Consider the following 26,273-nt stretch of genomic DNA (forward strand, 5'->3'; position numbering starts at 1 on the left):
AGAGGCAAGAGTATTAAGACAGATACAATCAAAACGAGGGTTGTCGGCTCAACTTTTATGTGGTTATTCTCTGGATCGCGCATTTGGCACTCTCTCGAACAATAAATATATTAACTAAGCCTAAATGATGTTTACTTTGTTTTCCAAGCCCAATGAGGTTTATAAGTGTAAACTTTTTAGCCCATCAGCTTATTTCTTCCAAGGCAATTTAGTCCCTATTTCAGTTAAAGCTGAGAAGATCAGATAAAGAATGAGTAACCCAGCAGCCGCAAAGAAAGCGAGTAAATCGTTATCCATAAATGCTATTTGCTAAAACTTCGCTAATCATAGCGGAATCATCTAATCTTTAGCATTTTTTTGAGTCTGCAATCGTTGATCTTCTGGGTGCAAACTGTACCAGCCATACCAGTGACGAACTGCTAGCCAAACCGCTGAAAGCAAACCCGCTAAACTAAGAGTTAGCCCGCTAAACGGTACTAATAATCCAAAAATAGGTAACACTGCTCCAGCAATAGTAGCAACGATCGCAGCCAGGGAAGCACTGCGGCTAGCTCCCAATCCCCATGTTAAAATTAGTAAAATGATGGAAATTAAAGTCCAAGCCAACTGAGCATTGATAACGCGAGCTAGATAGGTCAAAGTCAATAGACAAGCAAAGAAAATACTAGCAGCGATCGCAATATTTCTGAAACTCATTGGCAGTGACAAATATAACAACAACATCCACCACAAAAATATTGCCGGTGCTAGTAACAAAAGCCGGGGAATGATGCCAGTATGACGAATCGGGTCAGTGTTAGTAAACACTCCAAATGGATTTTTGACTGAAACATTATCGTCAAATTTCCAAGTAAACTGAGTACTGCGGCCATCAACTTTAATCTCATTTGGTATAACACCACTAGCAAAATCAGCCGGAGCAAAGTTGGCAATTGCTGTGAGGCGAAAATTAGAAAGCAACTGTCCTGCGGCGCTGTAAACCCAGCGAGGCCCGCCTTGAGCTTGATAGGTGACTCGAAAGGTGGTTTCTTCTCCTGGTTGCAGCCGGAAGGGAAAGCCATAGTCTCCCGGATTGGTTTGTTGTAGCCTAGTACCGTTACGCTCTACTTTGTAGCCAGCAAGCAGTGTGTAGCCGTTAGGCGGCGGTGCTTCAAAAAAGAAATTATTAATATCCTTGAGTTGGTTAACTACTTTATAATCAGCAGTGTATTCCACGCGATAAATTGAACTGCGACCTGGAACATCTACGCTTTGGTCTAGCTTGACTTGAATTTGCGAACCACCCAGCGTTAAGAAGCGGTTAATCTCTCGCGTATCATTGACTTTGACTATTTTGCCATTGGTTTGCGTAGTATAGGAGTATGGCTCCTGGGTAGTGTAGCGCACTTGCGGGGCAGATTGTTCGAGCTTTTCACCTGCGACACTTTGGGCCACTTGAGCCACCCTTGTTTGTTCCCAGTGGTGATAACGATTGCTCAAAGTTGAACAGAGGAAAAATCCCGCTATTAGCAGAACTAATATTAGAGTTAAATGCTGTAATCCCCGCAATAGTCGGGAATAACGAACAGCCCATTCGCCAATGAATATAAATTGTTCCGGCTGGCTGCGACGCAGAGAAAAACTGATAAGTGCGATCACAACTCCCAAAGCTACGACCAAAAATACTAATAACAGTGAAGCTTTGAGCGCCTGGGTTCCAAATTGAACAAGCTCAATCGGATGCGTCAAATCAGGTAATCCGGGAATACCTTGAGCAGAAGATAACATTGGTTGATTTTTACAGAATTTGAAGAACCAGACCAATAAAATCTCTTAAAAGTTTCTGGACAATAGTTTTATTTGATACGTAGACAGTTTAAATAAGTGCTGCGTTGGCGTAGCCAGCACTTCTCTACGAGACGCTGCGCGAACGACAAAGCTCAGTGACCACCGTAAACATCGCTCTGTCCCTGACTTGCCCGACTGTAACTTGGTATAAACACCAAAAACCCGGTCTTTATGACCGGGTTTTTGAGGGAAAACAATGGGGATATATTCCCCGAAGGTTAGTTATAGAGGTTCAGTATAATATCGATGCTCTGATATTTACTACCACGCCATTGTTACCCATTCCGGAAAATTAGCTAAGAATTTTTGACTAGTCTTCTTTAATCTCCTAAAATTGCTAAATATGGGTGCTGCGATCGCATCCGTGACTTACTCGTAGTTCCTAAGTCTGCGGATATCCCAAGGCAATTTTACAAATGATTTAGGACTGCTATAAGTAGGTGGGTGGAAAAATTTATCGTTGAGATAAGGCAGGAGGCAGGAGGTAGAAACTTTTTATGAGTCCTGCATTTGTACCTCATTTACTTGCAAACTGCTGTAACACTTGCTTAGGCAGCGATTTTTGCAATACAACCTATTTCATCAAACCCATTCTCGATTACGCGAATGGTAAGCAATTTCACACCATTTTTTGACAAACTTTCTTTAGCAGGCTTTGGAGATAATTTATAACTTGTTGAGAAGACAGATGGCTCATGCAAGGGTGGTCTGGCACGAGACAGGACTTATTGCTAAAACTATGCTCTTGACACAAGGTACATTTGAAAGTTGAAAACGCTATATGTACGTGAGGTTGTCTTGGTTTCCATAAATGTATTGGACTGGCTCCATCGCCGTCAACATCATTACCGAAAAGAGCAATTGTATGGCATCCCACCGCAGCTGCAATATGCAGTGGTCCTGCATCCACTGAGATGAAAGCTTTGGTTTCAAGAAATGCGCCTGCCAATTCTAATAGAGATGTCTGACCTCTAAGATCAATCAAAGCAGTAGTTTGTAACAACTCGTCTTCTATAGAACCTGCATTGTACAGCGTTTTCTGTATCTTCGGCGCACTGCCTACTAAACCGACACTTAGTCCTTGTACCATACACCAATGAATTACTTGCTGCCAAGCGTGAATCGGCCAGAGTTTAGCAGGTCGGGTAGCTGTTACATGAATTAGTACATCGGGTACAGGAAAATTAGGTTGATGACTGGGCAGTTCTAGCTTGAAAAAGTCGGTTTCAACATAGGCTAAACGACAGAAGATTTCCCCAATGTAGTTGCTCTGAATCACGCCTTGATGCCGTTCGATCAATTCAGAACTATTCCAATCTCGATCCTGGAGCAGACGTTGAATTGAATTCGCATTTTCACCTCCATCAAGCTTTTTCTGAAAGTCTTGTGTCAGGGCCGCTCCTGTGACATACAGTGGACGTAGGGCAGTTGTCATCACTAGGTTGATGGGGCTGAATTCATCACAATTAATCGCTAAATCGTAAGAGCCTGCAACTTGTTGCCGTTGATGCACTACTTGCGCTAACTGCGCTAAGATATCGTCGCGATCGCTATACAGAGAAAAGCGCCAATCAATGTAGGGACAATAGAGTTCAAAGTCTTGGGTTACGTCACTGCCAAAAAAATCCAACGTGCAATCTGGATATTTTTCTTTCAAACCTCGCAGCAAGGGGGTAGTTACTACATAATTGCCAACTTTGCTGGAGCCGAATACGGCAAGATGGGGATGAGGGCGTAAGGATTGATCGACAAAGACTTGCATATTACGGATTTCTTACAAATTTTTCAAGTTATTTTTAGATGATGCTTGACAACAACTTTCCAAATATTCTCTTAGTTTTATCAATTTGTGATTAGTTTACTGGGTCGATTAAAGGAGTTGAGTTGTTTAAGAATGAATTCCAGACAGTCTTCAAGGACTTCCTTATTTTTCTCACCAACAATAACTAAATTCTGATTTTGAGGATAAGACCATCGACGCAGATGGGCAATACTAAATCCTTCTTGTTTCTCTTCTTCTAAAGAAGCTTTTCTCACAGCATCCCATAAGACCAGTGTTGGTTTCGCAAATGCAGTGGCAATATGAGAAGGCCCAGTATCAAATCCTACATATAAATCGCTTGCCCAAATCAGAGCCATTGCTTGTCTAATAGTTGTTTTTGGTGTAAAGATAGAAAACGTCTTTTGCTCAAAGTCATTATTGCCAATATGTAAAAAACTTACTTGATTTTTCAAGTAATCGACTAATTCTAGCCAGTTATCTAAGTGCCAAGGTGAGTCTTCAGTACTCGATGAAGTCCCATAGGGACAGATACAAACAACGGGACGTTTCAGGTGAGCAAGGGTCTTTAATCCCCATTGCATTTCTGCGTAAGATAAAAATAAAGAACCCCTTAATTGACGAGGACACAATCCATGAGCAAAACAGATATTTTCTATGATATGACGGCTTTGACAAAAATTATCTGACTCGATGGTCAGTTCTACCATGATGTTCTGGTCTATCTCATCGGCATTGATAATTTTTTCAATATATGGGTTGTTCTCCCAGATTGAGTAGCCTTTTTCTTGAGCCTTTTCATTGTAGTTTAAAGGAGCAGTCAATAATTTTATTAGTCGCCCTTTGTTTAAAGATAAGGCTTCAACTAATGGTGTATAACATACACAACTTCCTATTCCGATATAACTAGGTATTGCCAAGTCACAGTTATATTTTTCAGTATAATATTTTGATGCAACTAATGGTTTTGAATCTCTAAATCGTGGATAGAAGGTAGATTGACTTGTGCCGCTGTTATTGAACATATTTGGTTATTCTGTATTTAGGGTGTTTAATTTTTAGTAAGAAGGCAGTTTTTTGATTTTGCGATCGTAACAGTTGAGCCATTTCAAAAGCTACCAATCCACCAAAACACCAACCTATGAACAAATAAGGACTGTAGAAATTTTTAATTAGCTTGCAGAGAAAAAAAAAGAGAATAAGTATAAAAATGAGTTTACCCAACAAAGTTAATATGATGAAGTGCTAGTTTGGTTACTTCTACACCTATAGGTTAAGAATTTGCTGGTACAATTGAATGTATCGTTGGGCTTGTACTTCTAACGAGTACTCTTCAACCGCAACCTTGCGGCAATTTTGACTCATCCGATCGCGTAAATTAACGTCTTCTAATAGTTGGACAATCCCATTACAGAAATCATCAGTATCTTCAGGTTTTGCTAAATAGCCAGTGATACCAGGACGGACTAAATCTGCAACACCACCAACATTGAAACAAACCATTGGTGTAGCACAAGCCATGCTTTCCAGAAGGACTAGAGGTGAGTTATCAGCACGGGTTGGAAATAAAAATAAATCGGCGGCAGAATAAGCAACCGCTTTCAAGCGATCGCTGCTGATATAGCCAAGATGCAGTACTTCTATTTCTACAATATTTGAGATTGCCTTCGCTTGATCCCCAAAAGTCAGCAACACGATTTCAGCTTTGAGTGATTTAGGTATGCGAGAAAGGGCTTTTAGCAATAGATCGCTACCTTTACGCCGATTGGTCAAGTCTTGCGCTCCAAATATAAGAACTTTTTTATGCTGGGGAATTCCCAGTTCAGATTGACACTGCTGTTGATCGAGTGGTTGATAGGCTACTATATCAATTCCGTAGGGAATGTGATGAATGGGGAAACAGTTGAGCATACTCTGTTTAGCGCATTCAGCCACCCAGCGACTAGGAGCCACAATCGTTAAGTTGGAGTGTTGATATGCCCAATTCTTTAACTTCCACTCTAGAAATGTGGCATCTCGTTCAATCGCAGGTAACGCATTCGGATAAGGACATTTTCCACAACCAGTTTGCCATTTTGAACAGTCGTAACTGTAGGCACAGTGTCCCGTGAAACTCCACATATCATGTAGTGTACAGACGCCAGGTTTATCTCTTGTCAATGAGGGAAGCATGAGATAGGAAAAATAATCATCATGAATTGTGTGAAAGTTAAGTAAAGAAGCATTCTGATAACAGGCTTGATGTTTAAGAGTAGCAATTGAGGGATTGGCAACGAAATTCAAGCCAACTCGTGTTGTAATTGAGTTTGCTAAATCGATAAACTGATTGTTTTTTTGGACAATCTCTACCGTATTTTTCAAATCCTTAGCTTTTTCCCGAAACACTCCCTCAATCTCATCTTTATAGGCAAAGAAAGATTGAATATCGGCTCTGGATAAACCTTGATGCAGATTGTAGGCAGCAATAAATGCACCACCTATGCCAAAGCAGTTATTAATATGAAGTATATTGAGAGAATTCATTTTACATTGTTTCCAGTGACTTAATTATTAAAAAGTTTTCAATATTTCAACCTGCTCAATGCAAAACTCTAGTTTTTTTGCAAGTTTCTGTACATGGGGATGATGAAACATTGACAAATGATCCCCGCCTACCCAGTGCAAATTTACTTTATCTGCTTGCATTTCCCAACCTAAAGTTGGATTATTCAAAGTAGCAGAAGTATCCTCACTAGCCCGAATCAGAGTAACTGCACCTGGGTAGGGTTGAGGAAAATATTTTACTGAAGCTTGGTCATGGCTTTTGCCAACTTCAAAAAGACGCTTTATCCTATCCAACCCAAAATTGCGAGGAAGACGGTTTGCTTGTTTTGCTTGCTCAAAAGTGTAAGTGATTCGCTCATTTATCTCCATTTGTCGGAGCTTTTCTGTTGGAAATTCCACTCCAAATAACTCAGAGAATAACCCAAATAATAAATCTACATCATCTAGAGGTACTTGTCCTGAACGAATGTAAGTGTCTATCAATCCCAAGAAGGCAGTTTTTTGATTTTGCGATCGCAACAATTGAGCCATCTCAAAAGCCACCAATCCACCAAAACACCAACCCATGAACAAATAAGGGCCCTCCGGCTGAACCTCCCGTATAGCTTCTAGATACTGCACCGCCATCTCCTCTACCGTTTCTTGAGGCGTTTGTCCCTCCTCAAAACCCCTTGCATCCAGCCCAAAAAGCGGACGCCCATCATCCATACAACTAATTAAATCTTCATAAGCCAAGAGACTAGCACCACCTGGATGGATTAAAAACAAAGGAGATTTAGTACCTTGAGGCTGAATTTTGACAAGGACAGACCAAAAGTGAGAATCAGTTTTTTGATTAAGAATTTCTGCAAATTGCTCAACAGTTGCGCTTTGAAAAATACTACTTAGTGGTAAATTTTTGCCGAATTTTTGTTGAATTTTATTCATCAAAGCGAAGGCTAAAAGGGAATGACCACCTAGTTCAAAAAAATTGTTTTTAATCCCGACCACTGGCACATCTAGCACTTCTGCCCAAATTTGTGCTATTTGTCGTTCTAGTTCGTTACGGGGAGCGACGAAACCGTTATCCTGACTAATATTTTTTGTTGGTTTAGGGAGAGCGCGATAATCTATTTTTCCGTTAGAAGTTAGAGGTAAAGAATCTAGTTTAACCCATGTTGTCGGTATCATATAGTTTGGTAGCTTTTGGCGAAGAAATTCACTCATACCGCTAGTTGAAAAATTTTCATCAGCAGTAACATAAGCTACGAGGCGCTTGTCTCCTGGCTGATCTTCTTGAAGAGTAACAGCCGTCATGCGGATTAAGGGATGTTGAGCGATCGCAGCTTCAATTTCTCCTAATTCAATTCGGAAACCGCGAATTTTTACCTGTTTGTCAATCCGACCGATAAATTCTAAATTTCCATCTAATCGATAGCGTACCAAGTCTCCAGTTTTGTAAAGTTTGGCATCTTGGGTGTTATTTGAGAAAGGATTGGGGATAAATTTTTCTCGGGTTAAATCAGGACGGTTAAGGTAACCTTTAGCCAAAGAGATACCAGCAATATGCAATTCCCCAGGAATACCAATCGGAACAGGTTGCAGATATTTATCTAGGACATAAACTTGAGTATTCCCAATCGGTCGCCCAATCGGGACTTCCCAGTCTGCTGTTTCTGCTAGTGTGGAGTCTGGGAAAGGATAGATGGTAGTCACAATGGTGGCTTCTGTAGGCCCATAGGTATTGACTAATTTAGGTGGGTTTTTTGAGCCTTTTAAACTCATCTGCCATCTTTTAAAATTTTCTGCTAGTGCTTGCTCTCCACCAATAATTACTAATCGCAAACATGAGGGAATTCTGCCATCAGATGCTTGCAAGTCAGCAGTTAAGTAATGCCAGTAAGCTGTTGGCAAGTCTAACACTGTCAATTGCCAATCTTGACAACATTGCCAAAATTGATGACTAGAGCTTAACAAATCCTCTGTCCGCAATACTAAAGTTGCACCAGTAGTTAGACAGGGATAGATTTCTTCAGCAGCAGTATCAAAACTAATAGAAGCAAACTGCAAAATCCGGTCTTGCTGATGAATGCCATATTCCTTGATGGCTTGTGATGTAAAGTTAACTAAAGACTGATGAGCGATCGCAGTTCCTTTTGGTTGACCTGTAGAACCAGAGGTATAAATAACATAAGCTAAATCATGAGTAGACACTGCACTCACCGGATTTTGCTGATTTTGATTCGCGATCAAACCCCAGTCTCTATCTAAACAAAGGACTTGTATCCTGTCTAAGGAATTCTCCCTCTGTTTGCCATGACTCAAAACATCTAGTAATTGAGCCAATAACTTTTGTTGAGTCAGGAGTATAGGTACTTGCGTATCTTGCAAGATGTAAGCCACCCGTTCTGTGGGTAATTGTGGATTTAAAGGAACATAAGCACCACCAGCTTTGAGAATTCCCAAAATGCCAATTATCATCTCAATGGAACGTTCAACACAGATACCCACCAGTGTTCTTGGTTCTACCCCTGCATTTTGTAAGTAGTGTGCCAACAAATTCGCCTTTTCGTTCAAATCTCTATAGGTAATTTGTTGATTTTGGAATTGTACAGCTATAGCATTTGGCGTTTTTTCTACTTGTTCTTCCCACAAGTGATGGATACATTTAGTGTGGGGATAATCAGTTTGAGTAGCATTCCAGGTAGTGAGTAACTGCTGTTCTTTTGCTGTCAGCAACGGCAATTCATTGATAGACTGTTGAACATTAGTCACAATACCCGCCAATAACACCTGATAATGTTCTGTCATTTGGGATATCGCCTCGGTCGCAAACATAGCCCCGTTGTATGACCACATCCCTTTTAAACCTGTGTCAGTCTCTGTTATGGTTAAAGATAAATCAAATTTCCCCATTGGCCTTGGTGGAGCAAGCGATTTCATCTGTAATCCAGGTAGTTTCCATTCATTGGAGCTTGCATGTAGCCAATCAAACATCACTTGGAACAGAGGACTGTGGTTAAGATTTCGCTCTGGGTGTAAAGCTTTTACTACCTTTTCAAAAGGTGTATCCTGGTGTTCATAAGCCTCTAGAATAGTGCGGCGTACCTGATTTAAAATTTCCCTAAATGTAGTATTTTCTGCTAATTTGACTCTCAGTACTAAGAGATTGACAAAAAAGCCAATTAATGAATGAGTTTCTTTGTATTGACGATTGGCAATTGGAAAACCAATAGCAATATCTTCTTGATTACTGTAGCGATATAGTAAAGTAGCAAAAGCAGCGAATAGCAGCATAAAAGGGGTAACACCTTCAGTGCGGCTCAGTTCCTCCAAGGGCTTAGTTAAGTTAGGGTTAATTTCAAAAACATAATAGCAGTCTTGGAAGTTTTGGGAATGATGCGATTGCGTTATAGGCAAAGCTAGTTCTGGTATAATTCCTGCTAACTTTTGCCGCCAATAGTTCAGTTCTTCTTCAAATCTTTCACTCTTAAGCCACTGGCTTTCCCAGACTGCAAAGTCAATATATTGGAGTGGTAATTCGGGTATTGGAGATGGCAGTTTTTGCAAATAAGCACCATATAGCACAGATAACTCTTGCATTAAGATCCCCATAGACCAGGCATCAAAAATAATGTGATGCATATTTAGTAAGAGTACATGAGTTTGGGCATTCAGACGTACTAAGGTGAGACGTAACAAAGAATCGTGTGCTAAGTCAAATGGTTTACTAGCATCTTTCTCGCTAAGAAACTTAACTTCAATAGCTTGTTCATCAGCAGTTAAGTCTTCTAAGTTAATAATTGGTAGTGTTACTTTTTGGGGAGAGTGAATAATCTGGACTGGTGAACCATTCACCGCTTGCAAGTTAGTTCTAAGAACTTCGTGTCGTCGCAATAGTTCAGTAATTGCTTGCTCTAAGGCTGTAATATTTAAGTCACCAGTTAATTGATAAGGATTGGGTAAACTATAGGTGGTGTTACCTGTATCAAGTTGTTCTAGAAACCAGAGTCTAGCTTGAGCAGAGGATAAAGGTAGATTTTCTGTTCGCTTAACCGGACGAAGCGGTTGGATTTGATTTTGCTGCAACCAAGCAACAATATCTGCTTTGTAGTTAGCTAATTCTGTTTTGATTTCTGGTGTCAGCGCTCCCTTGGGAGCATTACAATGCAGATGTCCATCTGCTAAAGAAATATAAATATCTAAACGTTTAAGGTGTGTTAAAAATTCTTGGGTACTTTTCATTGGTAATAATTCGAGGGTCGAAGGTTAAGAGTCAGAAATTAGGATTTATAAGATGAATTCCTCGCGATCGCTAGACTCTAAAATCTCCATCAAGTGTTTATCTATACCAACCTTATTAACTAAGCTAGCAGCCATCTCTGCTACTGTTGGAGTTTCAAATAAACTAGCCAAAGACAATTTGACTGCTAGACGTTCCCTGAGTTGGGCAATAATTTGTGTTCCTAGTAAGGAATCTCCACCCAAATCTAGGAAGCGATCGCCTACACCAACTGCTGCAATACCTAAAAATTGCTGCCATACTTGAGCGATCGCTTCTTCTAAAGGATTACGAGGTGCAACATAAGGATTGCTGAGTTGAGGACGTGGATAAGCGTTCGCATTGGTGTTTTCTGATATAGCATCATTTTGAAAAGCAACTGTTTGAGAAAATTTATTTTCCGGCTTAATTGATGTTTCTAAATTGACAGTTGAAACTAACACTTGAGTCAGCCCATAACCAAGAATTCGGCTAAAAACATTAACTCCTTCGCTGGGTAACAACCATTTTTGCACATTGCCTTGTAACAAGTTCTTCAAGCCATTTGTGGTGGAACCAGCAGCAGAGGTATCATCTGTATGGGACACTGCTTCAGCTGCCATACCCACTTCCTGCCAAGCATCCCAGTTAATGGCAATTGTGTTTGTGCCTTGGTTAGTTTTATAGTGAGCAAAGGCATCTAGAAAAGCATTAGCAGCACAATAATCTACTTGTCCAAATACTGCTTGAACAGAGTTGAGTGATGAACACAGAATCAGCCAATCTAACTTGATATCCTGGAGGACTTGATCTAAAACAAGAGTACCTTTGATTTTCGGTGCAAAAATCTCTTCTGTCATCGACCGATCTTTAAGTTGAATTATTCCCCCAGCCGGAACACCAGCAGCATGGATAACACCATGAATATCACCAAAGTGGGTTAAGGAATTTGCGATCGCCTTATGCATCTGTTCGTGATTCGCCACATCAGCAGTAATTACTAAAACCTCAGCCCCCAATGCCTCCATTTCTTGGATTTTTTGAATTTTTCGGCTGGTAGCATTCTGCTCATCGTAAGTTAACAGCCATTGTTCCCACTCAGAACGGGCCGGAAACTCAGAACGTGCAATCAGAATTAGTTTTGCTTGTACTGTTTTGGCTAAGTATTCAGCTAGGGACAAGCCAATACCACCCATACCACCAGTAATTAAATAGACACCGCCTGTTTTTAAAGGTAATGTGCTTGCTTGGGGCGTTTCCAAACGAACAGATTCAAAGCTACGTACCCAACGATAATTTCCCCGATAAGCAATCACCCGATCTTCTGACTCAGCCTGTAATTCTTTTAACAGTTGATCGAGGAGTTTAGCTTTTTGCCCTCGTGCAGGCGGTAGTACAATGTCAAGACTACGACAGATAATATTTGGGTATTCCTGGGGAATAACGTTAATCGGCCCCATCAGGGTAGCTTTTTCTGGAGATAACCATCCTTCCGAGGCGATTTCCCACATATTGTTGGAAATAACCGTAAGTTTGCAATCGTTGGTAAAGTTTATTTGCCCCAATGCTTGAGCAAGATATAGCAGACTATAAAAACCTAAATCTTGTGCTTCTTCTAACCATAAAGGATGTTCAGTAACAGCCGTTTCTCTAACACTCCAACAATGAACCAGTTGCTTAGGAGTGAGTTGTAAAGCTTGAAGTTCAGTTAAAAGGCGATCATAGTCATCGCGCTGTTGAGGATTAAGGGTATAAATTCCATCATCTTTTTTAAAAAAGGATTTTCCAGGCTTGACAATTATCACTTTTTGCCCAGTTTCTGCAAGCCTGTTAGCCAGTTGTTCTCCAAAACCGGATTCATCAGCAAAAAACAACCAACATTCTGTTACCTGTTTTGTTGATAGAGGCAAAATAGAACGTTTCCAAGATGGAATATAAAACCAGTCAGCAATATCTGTTTTTTTTGCCGACAAGGATTTATCAAGTGTCTGAATAGTTGTTATTGGCTGCAAATGCTTTTGATTGTTTGCGATCGCCTCAATCCAATAACGCTGACGCTCGAAAGGATAGGTTGGCAATGGCAAGCGATGGCGGTTTTGGTTTGCGTAAAAACCAAACCAATCTATCTCAATTCCCGTTAACCACAGTTGCCCTAAAGTAGTTAACAAGAAATCCATATCTGAGCGGACTTCTTGAGGATGACGCAGAGATGTTAGCACAACTTGGGATACTGCTGTACTGAAATGCCGTTTGGTAAAGGTGCTTAATGTCCTTCCCGGCCCCACTTCTAGCAGCAGGTGGTCAGATTTCAACAATAAATCAATCCCACGGGAAAATTGCACGGGAGAGCGTAAATGTTGACTCCAATAGTCAGGGTTAGTTGCCTGCTCTGCTGTAATCCATGTACCTGTGAGGTTAGAAATGTAGGGGATGCATGGCACATTTAAAGTGACTTTTTGCACAGCTTTAGCAAACAATTCCAAAATCGGTTCCATCATCTGAGAATGGAACGCATGGGAAGTGTGCAAGTAACGAGATTCAATTCCTTGAGATAGCAACTGATTTTCTAAGGCAGCAATTGCTGACTTAGTACCGGAAACTACACAACGGGATGGTTCGTTAATAGCAGCTAAACAAAGCTCTCTGCCCAAGAAAGGTTCAATTTCTGTCGCAGATAGAGGCACAGACAGCATCGCTCCAGGGGGTAGTTGCTGCATCATATGTCCACGTATGGCTACCAGAGATAAGGCATCTTTAAGGGAGAAAACCCCGGCTAAACAGGCGGCGACGTATTCACCAATACTGTGACCAATGAAACCTTGAGGACTGACTCCCCAGGATTCCCAGAGTTTTGCTAGGGCGTATTCAATAGTAAAGATGGCTGGTTGGGCGATCGCTGTTTGTAGGAGTTGCTCTGTGGCTGCTTTTGTTTGTTCAGGAGTAGGGTAAAGGATATCACATAAATTCAGCCCTAATTCTGGTTGGAGTAATTCTGCACAGTAATCAACTTGTTCACGAAAAATGGTTTCAGTTTCATAGATTTCCCGTGCCATATTCACATATTGGGAACCTTGACCAGAAAACATGAAAATAACTGAAGGGGGCGAAGATTTTGCCTGACCTGTAAAAATCTGTTCTGATTCGGAACGCACCAAAATCCGCCGATGTTCAAAAGCTTGACGACCGACACTTAGGGTATACGCCACATCAGCTAAATTTAATTCAGGATGTTGCTTCAGATGGACTGAGAGATTGTTGGTTGCTGCTTCTAGGGCAGAACTCGTTTTTGCAGATAAGACTAATAACTGTACTGGTCTTGTTTGCTCTAAACTGCTTTCTAAAATAGGGGCTTCTTCCAGCACAACATGGGCGTTTGTTCCGCCAATGCCAAAAGAACTAACTCCAGCCCGTCGCTTAATTCCATCGGTTTTCCATTCAGACAACTGAGTGTTGACATAGAAGGGAGTGTTGGCAAAATCAATTTTCGGATTGGGAGTCTCAAAGTTTAAACTTGGAGGGATTTGTTGATGCTTCAGCGCCAAAACTGTCTTGATTAAACCTGCAACACCAGCTGCGGTATCTAGATGTCCCATGTTTGTTTTCAGGGAACCGATTGCACAAAAACCTTTTCGCTGGCTATTTTGGCGAAAAGCTTGAGTTAAAGCAGCGATTTCAATGGGATCGCCCAAGGTTGTACCTGTACCATGAGTTTCCACATAGGTGATGGTTTCCACATCTATACCAGCGATCGCCTGTGCCTCAGCAATGACATCTGCTTGACCTTTAACACTAGGAGCTGTAAACCCGATCTTATTCGTGCCATCGTTATTAATAGCGGAACCTTTAATGATGGCATGAATATAATCTCTGTCAGCGATCGCATCTTTTGCTCGCTTCAGCATGACAATACCCACACCATTGCCCCGAAAAGTTCCTTGTGCTTTGGCATCAAAAGCGCGACAGTGACCGTCAGGGGACGCAATCATCTCCTCTTGATATAAATAACCCATCTTCTGGGGAACGGCGATCGCAACACCACCAGCTAAAGCCATGTCACACTCGCCATTCACCAAACTTTGGCAAGCCATGTGAACTGCAACCAACGAAGTTGAACAAGCCGTTTGAATATTGACTGCGGGCCCGGTAAGATTTAGTTTATAGGCTACCCTAGTCGGCAAAAAATCTTTTTCATTTGCCAGCGATAATTGATAAGTACTAACTGACTGGTTGAGTTCCTGATTGGGGTAAAGATTTTTGATTAGATAACGGCTTTCAATCAGTCCAGCATAAACTCCGATTGACCCAGTGTAAGTTTGAGGGTTATAACCAGCTTGTTCTACAGTTTCCCAAGCACATTCCAAAAAAAGGCGTTGTTGCGGATCAAGTATCTCAGCCTCTTTCGGATTAATGCCAAAGAAATTAGCATCAAATAACTCAATGTCATCAAGTATAGCACTAGCCCTAACATAGTTAGGGTTTTGCAACAGTTCTGGCTGAACTCCATTCATCAGCAATTCTTGCTCAGATAACCAAGAAATAGTTTCGATACCATCTCGCAAATTTTCCCAAAATGCATCTATATTTTTCGCACCTGGGAAACGCCCAGACATGGCAATAATGGCGATATCTGATTCTGAAATTTCATCTGTAAAAAAATTTATCATCTCTACTCTTAAATTATTAAAAAAAAATTGAAATCTTGAATTGATGAAATCCAATACGGTTCAGTTAGAGGATGTTTGAAAAGTCATGATTGATGTATCAAATGTTTTTTTACCCCACCCTAACCCTCCCCTTGGAAAGGGGAGGGAACTGGATTTTCCGGTTTCCCCCCTTTATAAGGGGGGATTAAGGGGGGTAATAATTCGATTAAGATCACAGCCAACCACTTTTCAAACAACCTCTTAAGCATTTCTTCCTTCTCTTCCTTTGCGTTCTTCTCTACGAGACGCTACGCGAATGCGTCCTTAGCGATTTGTTAAAAAATTTGAATTTGATAAAGAGTTAAGCCTTGACTGAAGAGTATTGTGATAAAATCTCCCAAATCGAATTACCCTTTTTTCTGCGAGCGATACTGTTGTCTAATATTTTTTTGTTGGTTCCGAGAAACTTGATTGCTACGAATTTGCGATCGCTCTGGAGCTAATTTATCAATATCTGCTTTTGGTGATATCTGTCCATTTAAATATTGCCCCAATGCCCTCACCGTTGGATACTGAAACATCTCTATTATTGATAATTCTTTGGTAAAGATAGTTTGCAGTTGCTCCCGCACCTGAACTAATCGTAAGGAATTTCCACCCAGGTCAAAGAAATTATCATCCAGCGCAACTTTTTCTATTTGCAGGTTTTTTTGCCAAACATCAGCAATAAGTTGTTCTGCCTGGGTTTGTGGCATTTCCAACGAAGATGTTCTTACAACTGAGTTGGGGCTGGGAAGGGCGCGACGGTCTACTTTGCCATTAGGTGTGAGTGGCAAGGCATCAAGGATTACAAATGCCTGGGGCATCATGTAATTGGGTAGCTTCTGTTGGATAAATTCGCGTACTTGGGGTACCAGCTTCTGAACTAACTTGCCCCGTAGGGGATTGTTTGTATAGTGATTCCAGGGCTTGGAAGTGATTGTTTGGGTATTCCAATTTGGCTTTGTTACCTCGCTGCGAGAAAACACAACATCATAACAACCGTCTTGACTGGCATTCCACCAACTTACGTGCATAGTATAAGCAACTTGTTTGCTCAGTTCCCAAAACTGCTCAGGATCGACACCTGCTGCTGGTAATTGCATCAGTTGCTGTTGCAGTTGTCCTACTGTCTTAGCGGCGGGGGGATTTTGTAACCATTCACGCAATTGTACTGAGTGCTGCACCCGGCTGTTAGGAATATGCCGGATTCCTAACATTTCTGGCTGCTCCTGCAACAACCTTTGATGTATCTTTGCTAAAGTTAGGTTGTCTAGTTGCCAGTCTAACCAGGAGATTGCAGTTGTTAGTGCTGATTTACCTAAATGCAGTGTGACATCGTAACGGAATTGGGTTAGCTCATTATGATAGTGACCACGCTTGAGTTGAATTTCTACCTGAGTTATTTGAGGAAAGTGTTGCTGTAAAGCTAAAAAGAAAGCAGGAGCGATAACCAATTCCTCTTCTGCCGGCACACTTTGATGTACCTTCTGCTGCCATTGTTCAACAGTTAGTTCCTTAGAAGCTCTAGATAACTGAACTAAGGCGTGGTAAGCATCCAGTAACGGTAAGCTGCGGACATCACCGATAAAGATAGTGCCGCGATCGCCAATTGCCGTCATAGCTCCTTTTATAACCCGGAGGAGATAGTCTGCACTAGGAAAATACTGCACCACTGAGTTAATAATTACAGTGTCAAATTGACCATTGACAATTCCCTCGAAGTCATCAGCAAGCTTATACAGCAATTTTACCCGTTCTAAACCCGGAACCACTTGTTTAATTTGCTCAATATGCTGGAGTGCTGGTTGAGAATAATCAATTCCCCAATACTCTTCGCAGTGAGGCGCAATGCGGCATAGCAGCAGTCCTGTACCACAACCAATTTCCAATACTCGTTGAGGAGAAAAAGCTAGAATTCTGTCTACTGTGTTATTTACCCACTCGCGCATTTCTGATGCTGGAATAGGTTTCCCAGTATAACTATTGTCCCAACCAATGATATTGAAGGTTAAGTCATCAGATGCTGCTGACAGACTATCATTTTGTTCGTAGACTTTTTGCCAAGTACTAATCTGTTCGTTTTCCCATTGGTTCATTTCCCCTGATATAGTTTCACCTTTGAGATTGACGACTAAATAAGCCACAAGGCGTTTGTCATTAGGAGCAGTTTCTCTGGCAATGACTATACTTTCCTGCACCAAGGGATATTGATTCAACGCAGCTTCGATTTCTCCCAATTCAATGCGGAAGCCCCGAATTTTCACTTGGTTATCAATCCGACCAAGAAATTCCAAATTACCATCAGGTCGATAGCGAACTAAGTCTCCTGTTTTGTAAAGGCGATCTCCTTCTATCTGTTGACTCTTGAATAGATTGGGGATAAATTTCTCTTGGGTTAAGTCTGGGCGGTTAAGATAACCCTGCGCCAGACCTGCACCACCAATATGAAGTTCTCCAGGGACACCAATCGGTACTAATTGCAGATGTGGATCTAGAACATAAACTTGAGTATTATCAATCGGTCTTCCAATTGGTACTTCGGGTAACTCCATTGTTAGAGCATCTGAGTTTGCTGCTCGCCAGAGGGTAGTCACGACGGTTGCTTCTGTCGGTCCGTAAGTATTGATTAATTCTGGGGGATTGGGCAGGTGCGCCACACTCCTTTGCCAGCGCTTCAAATTCTCTCGATCTGCCTGCTCACCACCAATAATTACCAGTTTGAGAGATTCAGGAATAATCGGGTCTGAATGTGTCAATTCAACGGTTAAATTATGCCAGTAGGCTGTTGGCAAGTTTAACACTGTTAATTGCCAATCCCGGCACTGCTGCCAAAAACGATCGCTAGAACTCAACATTGCATCCGTCCGCAGTACCAGTGTTCCACCTGCAATTAAACACGGATAAACTTCTTCTACAGATGTATCAAAACTAACTGAAGCAAACTGGAGAATCCGGTCTTGCTGATTGATACGGTATTCCTGAACTGCTATTGAGGCAAAATTCACCAACGATTCATGAGCTATCGCCACTCCCTTCGGCGATCCTGTAGAACCAGAGGTGTAAATCACATAAGCCAAGTTAGTTGGAGATACTTCAGTCATTGGATTGGAGACACTGCGATCGCTAATTTCCTCCCAATCGGTATCTAAGCAAATGGCTTTTGCCTTCAGTTCTGGAAGCTTTGAAAGTAATTTTTGTTGCGTCAGTAGTACTGTTAACCGAGTATCTTGCAAGATATAAGCTATTCGTTCTTGAGGATAAACTGGGTCTATGGGAATGTAAGCTCCACCAGCTTTGAGAATTCCTAGCCAACCAACTATCATCTCAATGGAACGTTCGACATAGATACCCACCAGCACTTCTGGTTGCACACCCAATATGAGCAGGTAATCGGCAAGCTGATTAGCTCGTTGGTTCAATTCCCGATAGCTAATTTGTTGCCCTGAGTATTGCAAGGCTATAGCATTTGGAGTTTTTTCCACCTGTTGTTCAAACAAGTGGTGGATACATTTAGAGGTAGGATAAGTAGTCTTTTTTCCTTGCCCAGCTAATAGCAACTCATGGGTTTGTATTGCAGTGAGCAGAGGTAAATGAGTAAGTGGCTGCTGTGGATTCTCCAGGATTCCCGTTAATAAAGTCTGAAAATGGCCGATCATGCGGATGATTGTCTGTGCATCAAATAAGTCGGTGTTGTAATAACAAATCCCATTCAGACCTCCAGCTACTTCCCAAAAGTCCATTTCCAGGTCAAACCGCACACCCCCCAGAGACAAAGGCATCTTTTGCACAGTTAAACCAGGTAGATCCCAAGCGTGAGTGGGAGCATTTTGGAGGGCAAACGTCACCTGTACCAGAGGGTTACGATCCAAATGGCGCTCAATTTGTAATGTTTCAACCAACATCTCGAAGGGCAAATCCTGGTGAACATAGGCTTCTATTGTGACTTCTCGCACCTGTGCCAATAACGCTTCAAAGTTCGGTGCTTTGGATATATCAAATCGTAGAGCTAGAGTATTGACAAAAAAGCCAATTAACGGTTCTATTTCCTGACGATTGCGGTTAGCGATCGGAGAACCGATAACAATGTCAGTTTGATTGCTTATTCGTGACAGTAAAACGACAAACGCTGCTAGAAGCGTCATAAATAAAGTTGTTCCGGCTTTCTGACTCAGTTGCTTGAGTTGCTTTGTTAAATTTTGATCCAGTTGAAAATATTCTCTTGCACCGCAAAAAGTCTGTACTGCCGGACGAGGACGATCTATTGGCAATGCCAGTAGGAGCGGCGCATCTGCTAACTGCTGCTGCCAATAGCTCAAGTGATGCTCAAGCACTTGACCAGTCAGCCATTGACGCTGCCAAACAGCAAAGTCGGCATATTGAATCGATAATGGTAAGAGAGAAGATGTACCATTGTTGATGGCTTGATAATGGGCAGATAGTTCGCGGATGAAAACCCCTAGTGACCAACCATCGCCTGCGATATGGTGAATTAACACCAACAGTACATGTTCCTCTTCGGAAAGTTGCCAAAGCCTGACCCGTATTACCGCATCTTGAGCCAAATCAAATGGTTGATGACCTAACAAAATAGCTTGCTTTTCCAGTTCTTGCCAGGGATCTGAGAAATTTTGGAGGTTTACCACTGGTAGCGTTAAAGTCAAATGCGGAACAATGACCTGCACTGGCTGGTTATTTACCATCTGAAAGTGAGTACGCAAAACTTCATGCCGCTGCACTATTTCCTGTAGGGCTTGTTCCAGCACTTTGACATTTAATTTTCCACTCATCTTTAGAGGAAAGGGTATTGTATAGGCACTACTTTCACTCTCCAATTGATGGAGAAACCAAAGACGCTGCTGTGCCCAAGATAGGGGTAAGTTTTTCTCTCGGTTGGCGGGTAAAATCGGTGGTACTGTTAGACCGATACCTTTTTGCAACTCGGCTAAGATCACCTCACTTAACTGTGCAACTGTGGGTGATTCAAATATACAGCGTAAGGGTAAATCAATTTGGAAGGCTGTTCGCAGTCTAGAAATAACTTGGGTTGCCAGTAAAGAATGTCCTCCCAATTCAAAAAAGTTATCGTAAATCCCGACTTTCTCAATACTGAGAATCGCAGCCCAAAGGTTAGCTAAAATTTCTTGGGTGGGGGTATTAGGTAGTACGAAGCTAGATTCTAATCTACTCTTGAAATTTTCCGGTATGGGTAGAGCGCGGCTATCAACTTTTCCATTGGATGTTAAGGGAAACTTTTCTATGACAACAAAGGCAGATGGAATCATGTACTCAGGCAGTTTTTCATTGAGATAGTGGCGAAGGTTTTGAATATATCTCTCTAAACTGTTCCAAGTTGATTGGCGATCGCCTAAACTTTTTGCTTCCGTTTTTTGAGGCAAACACTGCTTTATTGTTGTCCGTCTCGCATAAATATTATAGAGGGGAGTTGCTTCGAGTAATTTGTCCTGAACAATGGTCAAATCATATCCATGAAATTTCAGCAACTCTGTAATTTCTCTAAGTCTGCCATTAATATCATGAACTTCAACAATAATTTGCTGAATTTTTAACCAATCTCTTTCTTGAATTCCTGCTAATACATCCCGTTCACTTTTTTCAACATCAACTTTGAGTAAATCAATGCGCTCAATTTGATTTTCTTCAATAATATTAGAAATGGTTTTTAGCTGACAAGTAAATTGCTCACTCTGCAAGCGTTCAACTAATAATTCATCCAGTACTTCTTGTGATACAGTTGTCCCATTGCCTGTTCCCGCATGTTGCTTGAGCAAAAAGGATTTGACAACTTCTTTTTCCTCTGATGCGTCAGCAAAGCGCCCAGAAATGACGGAAACATTGGGATAATAGGTAAATTCAGCAGATTTAGTTTCCCCAGAAAGACCAATATTAAAGACTTTGGCATCAAGATTGTAAAGTTCCGCATTCAAGCGTAACAATTCAAAGACAGGGGGAATAGGTTCAAAAGCATAGATTTTTACCTTCGGGCAAGCTTGAGCAGCAAATAAACTAAACAAACCGATATTCGCCCCGACATCAAAAATGCAATCTCCTTCATCAAGGGTAATCCCATGCTGTAAATAGGATTGATCGGTAAATATTTCTTGATAAAGAAATTCTGTTTCCGTTTTATTGAGATGAGCGATCGTCATCCCATTAGGTAACTCATAGAGAGAGCGATCGCTCAGTATACTCTGCTCTCTTAAACTCACCAAATTGAAAATAGTTGAAGCTTGGATCTGGTCAGGAACAATATAAGCTACCAATCGCTTATTATTAGGTTCATCCTCTCTAGCAAGTACAACACAATCTTGTACAGCTTGGTGCCCAGAAAGTAGTGCTTTAATTTCTCCTAACTCAATCCGAAAGCCCCGAATTTTGACTTGATGATCGATACGTCCTTTATACTCAAGCTCACCTGTAGGCAGATATCGCGCTAAATCCCCTGTTTTGTATAAACGCCCTTGCTGCTGATTACTAAAGGGATTGGGCACAAATCGCTCCTCAGTCAGTTCACTGCGCCGCCAATACCCCCTCGCCACACCACCTCCACCAACATAAAGTTCTCCTACCACCCCAAGGGGTACAGGTTGTTGGTATTTGTCCAGAAGGTAAATTTGCAAGTCGGAAATTGGCAGCCCAATTAAGCTACTAGTGGCTTTCACATCAGCTAAGGTTAAACGACGGATTGTCACATGAACCGTTGTTTCTGTAATGCCATACATGTTTACTAAGTGGGGCAGTTGATCCCCATGCCGCTCAAACCAAGGCTGCAACAAAGGTAACGAGAGTGCTTCTCCGCCAAATATCACTACCCGTAAACTCAATTTTTCTGTTGTCTTGGAGTGTTCATCAACTTGAATTAGTTGGTAAAAAGCGGATGGAGTTTGGTTGAGAACAGTTACTTGTTCAGCAATTAGTAAATTGTAGAATGCTTGCGAGTCTCGGCTCACCTCGTAAGGTACAACCACAACACACCCGCCATACAGCAACCCTCCCCACAGTTCCCAAACCGAAAAGTCAAATGCAAATGAGTGGAACAGCGTCCATACATCCGTTTCATTAAACTCATACCAATCTTCCGTTGCTTTGAATAACCGAACGACATTGTGATGAGTGATTAATACTCCTTTGGGCTTTCCTGTAGAGCCGGATGTATAAATCATGTACGCTAGGTTATCATCCTGCACACCACTGATTAGGTTATTTTGGGAGTACTGAGCAATTTTGTCTGCCTCTTTATCTAAATAGACAACAAAATTGCTTTTATCTAGAGTGTTACGTAATTGCGAATTCGTTACTAACACTTGCACTTGTGCATCTTCTAGTATGTGGTTCAACCGTTCTTGCGGATTATTGGGGTCTAGTGGTACGTATGCCCCTCCGGCTTTGAGTATTCCCAATATGCCCACGATCATTTCTAGTGAACGTTCTACGCAAATGCCTACCTTAGTTTCTGGTTTTACCCCCAGGGTTTGCAAGTGATGTGCCAGTTGATTAGCCTGCTGATTCAATTCCCGATAAGTCAGCTGTTGTCCTTCAAACTTAAGTGCTACAGCTTCGGGTGTCTTCTCCACCTGTGCTTCAAACAACTCATGCAAACAGACAAACTCAGACTCAATCCCCTGTATTTCTTTCCCTAGCAACTGCTCCCTTTCTGTAGCGCTGAGTATTGACAAATTGCCGATACGCTGATTTGGAGATTCAACAATTCTTGCTAGCAAAGTCTGAAAATGTTCACTGATACGCTGGATTATTTCCTTATCAAACAAATAGGCGTTGTACTCTAGTTTCCCTTGCAGTTCTGAGTTTGTTTCCGACAAGTTTAAGGTTAAATCAAAGGTTGCTCCGGCTGTTGGTTTACTCAACTCCAGTTCCGTTGTGATGACTCCTGGAAGTTGCAATTTCTCCTGATTGATAGTTTCTAGAGTGAACATCACTTGCAAAAGGGGATTATTACCCGATTTGCGGTCTATTTTCAGAGCTTCAATAACTTTAATAAAGGGAACCTCACTATGAGCATACGCTTCTAAAACAACCTTTTTTACTTCAGTTAACAGTTCTTGAAAGGTAGGATTATCAGAAATCTGAATACGTAAGCCAAGTGTATTGACAAAAGCACCAATAAGTGGGTTTATTTGCGCTGAGGTGCGATTAGCAATACCAGTTCCAATAACTAAATCTTCCTGATGGGTGTAGCGGGAAAGTAAGATAGCGAAAGCAGTCAGGAGGGTGGTAAAAACGGTTGTCCCAGACTGTTGACTTAACTGCTTCAACTTGCCAGTTACCTCAGCACTCACAGACAACGGTACTATACCAGATTGAAACGCTTGCTTTAGATTATCATTGCTGCGATCGCGTAGCGTCTCCGAAGGAGAATCGCTTAAATAAGGCAGTTCCAAAACAGGCACAACGTCTGCCAACTGTTGCTGCCAGTAGTTTAACTGTTGGGTAAAATTTTCAAGAGTGCTCTGTTGATTTTGCCAATGAGCAAAATCAGCATATTGAATGGGGAGTTCTGGTAAAGAAGCTGTTTTTCCTGTCGAAACTTCTTGATACAGAGCTGATAATTCCCGCAAAAATATCTGGATTGACCAATCATCACAGATAATATGGTGCAGATTGAACATCAACAAGTGAGTGTAAGGATGAAGACGGATAAAAGTCACTCGCCACACAGGAGACTGATTCAAATCAAAAGCACGGATACGCTCTTGCAAAAGAAGTTGTTGTGCTTGAGAAATCTGCTCAGTTTCTGATAAGTTCTGCAAGTCAATTACAGGAATCTCAAAAGTCAGGTGAGGTGTAATAACCTGTACTGGCGAACCATTTACCACCTTGAACCCAGTTCTAAGAATCGAATGACGCTCAATCAGACATTGAATTGCTCGCTCGAAACTGGGAATATCCAGATCCCCTTCCAAGCGAAACGCCCTCACCATGTTGTAGATATAATTTGACTCTTCTAGGTGATGAAGTAGCCAAAATTGTTGCTGAGTAAAAGATAAAGGTAAACCATCATTTTTTATAGTCGCATCAACGGGTTTAATAATTGATTGTGACTCAATTGCTGATTGATTGAGGAAGGCTACAATTTTTGTTTTATATGTTTTTATTTGAGCTAGTATATCTGAAGTTAGAATACCTTTAGGTGCTTGATAGCGGAGGTTGTTGCCATCAGCCCAGACTTTGATATTGAGGCGACCAAGTTCTAACAAGAGTTCATCAAGCGTTTTCATAGCATCCCTTCATCATAATCATCTGTGCTATCAGGCACTTCTTTTTGTACTAATATCCGACAAGTGTTTTCAATACGTTTGGCTAGTTGAGCGATCGTTGGTAATTCAAATACAGTAATTAAAGGAATATTTATTGAGAAAGCGTTAAATAATTGTGCAATAAGTTGATTAACAAGTAGGGAATGACCCCCTAATTCAAAAAAGTTATCATGAATCCCAATTTTTTCTATTTCAAGAATTTGAGTCCAGATGTCAACCAGTATTTGCTCAGTAGAAGTGCGAGGCAAAACTAAACTTTCTAACGGCGCTCTTTGCACCTGACTGAAAGCGGGTAAACCCAAACGATCAACTTTGCCATTGGGCGTTAGGGGTAGCGCTTCTAAAGTCATAAAAGTTGAGGGAACCATGTAGTCTGGTAGGCTTTCTAAGAGCAGACTTCGTAGTTCTCGGAGTGAGAGTGCTTGTTGGAGAACCGGCACAATATACGCTCTTAGTTGTTGCTCACCCAGATAATTGGGTGATGCTACGACAGCAGCCTCTCGGATAAGGTTGGTATTAATCAATGCCATTTCGACTTCCGAAACGTCGATGCGGTAACCCCTGACTTTCACCTGGAAGTCTTTTCTACCTAAGTGCAAAAGACAGCCATCTGGCAACATACAGCCTAAGTCACCCGTTTTATACAGCAGTTTATTTTCTTCTTGGACATCTTTTAAGAGTACTGCTTCGGTTAAGTCTGGTCTTTGCCAATAACCACAAAAGAGATAACGACTTCTGACGACAATTTCACCAATCTGATTAAACTCAACTGGTTGACCTTCATCATCAATTAACAAAACCTCATGATCCTCAACTGCGTAGCCAGCTGGTACAGTACTACCAATAATTTCCGTTTCCCAATCCACAAAGTACTGCCGAATTGGACTAATTTCCGAACCTCCTAAATTGGCAACAAAAATACACTCATCAGAGAAATGCTGCTTGAAAAGTTCTACATCTTTTTTGTAGACTGTCTCACTTCCTACCTGAATCAGGCGCAGTTTGGGGAACTTATCTTGTTGAGTTAAGGTGTTGACAAAATGGCGAAACATAGTTGCCACGGCAAAAAAGATAGTTATTTCTTGCTGGTTCAGCCAGTTACTTAAACCTATTAACCCTTCTTGTTTAACGTTATATGGCAGAAGAGTTGCACCATTGAGCAAGGAGCAGAAGATATCCCTGACAGCACCAGCAAAATTTGGGGAGTACAAAAGCGCTAGCCTGTCATCGGCACAAATATGACCACTGTTGGTATAGTTCATCGTCAGATGCAGAACATAACGATGGTTTTGGATTACGCCTTTGGGCTGCCCTGTCGATCCAGAGGTATAAATGATGTAGGCAAAATTATCTGGTTGCAGAGGGAAATCTAGATTTTCACTAGAAATGCTGGGATCTATCTCGTCAATATTGAGTATTTCTAAGCCGCTAATTTGCAATTTTTTGGCAAATGAGATATTTCTGCTATCTGTTAGCAATAAACCTGCTTGTGAATCTTTGAGAATATAGTTAATTCTTGCTGGTGGCAGCGAGGTATCTAGTGGTACATAAAACTTACCAACTTTTAATACACCCAAAATTGCAGCAATTATCAGAGCGCCACTTTCAAATAATATTGCAATCGGTTCTACTTGGTGATCGCGCTTGATTAAGATAGCCCTGCCTATCCGATTGGCGAACTGATTCAGGTCATTATATGTGAATACATGCTCCCCAGTTTTAACAGCAATCTGTTCAGGATGCAGATGTACTTGTTTTTGAAAGCGCTCAGGAACCGATAGTTCAACATCTTTCTTGTCGAACTTTACAAAGGGGTTATTTGGGTGGACATGATGTCTCTGAATTAACTGTTGCAACGGGTTATTCATCGTTGATTTTCATGATTAGAGCTATTTAATTTTTCT

General features: G+C 41.4%; 10 protein-coding genes. 1 reads left to right on the forward strand and 9 read right to left on the reverse strand.

The features are described 5' to 3' along the window. Positions 1 to 339: 339 nt before the first annotated feature. Positions 340 to 1,767 carry a hypothetical protein gene (locus V7K60_RS05760; protein WP_334923684.1) on the reverse strand — a complete coding sequence of 476 codons (1,428 nt, stop codon included), beginning with the start codon at positions 1,765 to 1,767 and terminating at the stop codon, positions 340 to 342. A gap of 155 nt (positions 1,768 to 1,922) precedes the next feature. Between V7K60_RS05760 and V7K60_RS05765 the strand changes: the two genes are divergently transcribed. Next, complete coding sequence (locus tag V7K60_RS05765; protein WP_334923686.1) at positions 1,923 to 2,123, forward strand: hypothetical protein; 201 nt, start codon at positions 1,923 to 1,925, stop codon at positions 2,121 to 2,123. 323 nt (positions 2,124 to 2,446) lie between these two features. On the opposite strand, the gene V7K60_RS05770 is transcribed toward V7K60_RS05765, so the two are convergent. The 8 genes from V7K60_RS05770 to V7K60_RS05800 form a co-directional block, all read right to left on the reverse strand. Beyond that, positions 2,447 to 3,589, reverse strand: a complete 1,143-nt coding sequence (locus V7K60_RS05770; RefSeq protein WP_334923688.1) for a glycosyltransferase family 9 protein — start codon at positions 3,587 to 3,589, stop codon at positions 2,447 to 2,449. Between the two features lie 80 nt (positions 3,590 to 3,669). Next, entirely contained in the window at positions 3,670 to 4,632 is a 963-nt protein-coding gene (locus tag V7K60_RS05775) for a glycosyltransferase family 9 protein (RefSeq protein WP_334923690.1), read from the reverse strand. Then, positions 4,622 to 4,834 (reverse strand): thioesterase domain-containing protein, encoded by a 213-nt coding sequence (locus V7K60_RS35115; protein WP_442944343.1) that lies wholly within the window; start codon positions 4,832 to 4,834, stop codon positions 4,622 to 4,624. The genes V7K60_RS05775 and V7K60_RS35115 overlap by 11 nt, the downstream gene beginning before the upstream one ends. A 39-nt stretch (positions 4,835 to 4,873) precedes the next feature. Further along, positions 4,874 to 6,130: a glycosyltransferase family 4 protein gene (locus V7K60_RS05780; RefSeq protein ID WP_334923692.1), complete on the reverse strand. Its 1,257-nt coding sequence runs from the start codon at positions 6,128 to 6,130 to the stop codon at positions 4,874 to 4,876. A gap of 27 nt (positions 6,131 to 6,157) precedes the next feature. Then, positions 6,158 to 10,375: an amino acid adenylation domain-containing protein gene (locus V7K60_RS05785; protein ID WP_334923694.1), complete on the reverse strand. Its 4,218-nt coding sequence runs from the start codon at positions 10,373 to 10,375 to the stop codon at positions 6,158 to 6,160. 45 nt (positions 10,376 to 10,420) lie between these two features. Continuing rightward, positions 10,421 to 15,055 (reverse strand): type I polyketide synthase, encoded by a 4,635-nt coding sequence (locus V7K60_RS05790; protein WP_334923696.1) that lies wholly within the window; start codon positions 15,053 to 15,055, stop codon positions 10,421 to 10,423. Between the two features lie 386 nt (positions 15,056 to 15,441). Then, complete coding sequence (locus V7K60_RS05795) at positions 15,442 to 24,330, reverse strand: amino acid adenylation domain-containing protein (RefSeq protein ID WP_334923697.1); 8,889 nt, start codon at positions 24,328 to 24,330, stop codon at positions 15,442 to 15,444. After that, positions 24,327 to 26,237, reverse strand: coding sequence for a non-ribosomal peptide synthetase (locus V7K60_RS05800; RefSeq protein ID WP_334923699.1), 1,911 nt, complete (start codon positions 26,235 to 26,237; stop codon positions 24,327 to 24,329). The genes V7K60_RS05795 and V7K60_RS05800 overlap by 4 nt, the downstream gene beginning before the upstream one ends. Between the last annotated feature and the right edge of the window lie 36 nt (positions 26,238 to 26,273).

Source organism: Nostoc sp., assembly GCF_036917555.1.
In the GTDB taxonomy this organism is placed as follows: Bacteria; Cyanobacteriota; Cyanobacteriia; order Cyanobacteriales; family Nostocaceae; genus Nostoc.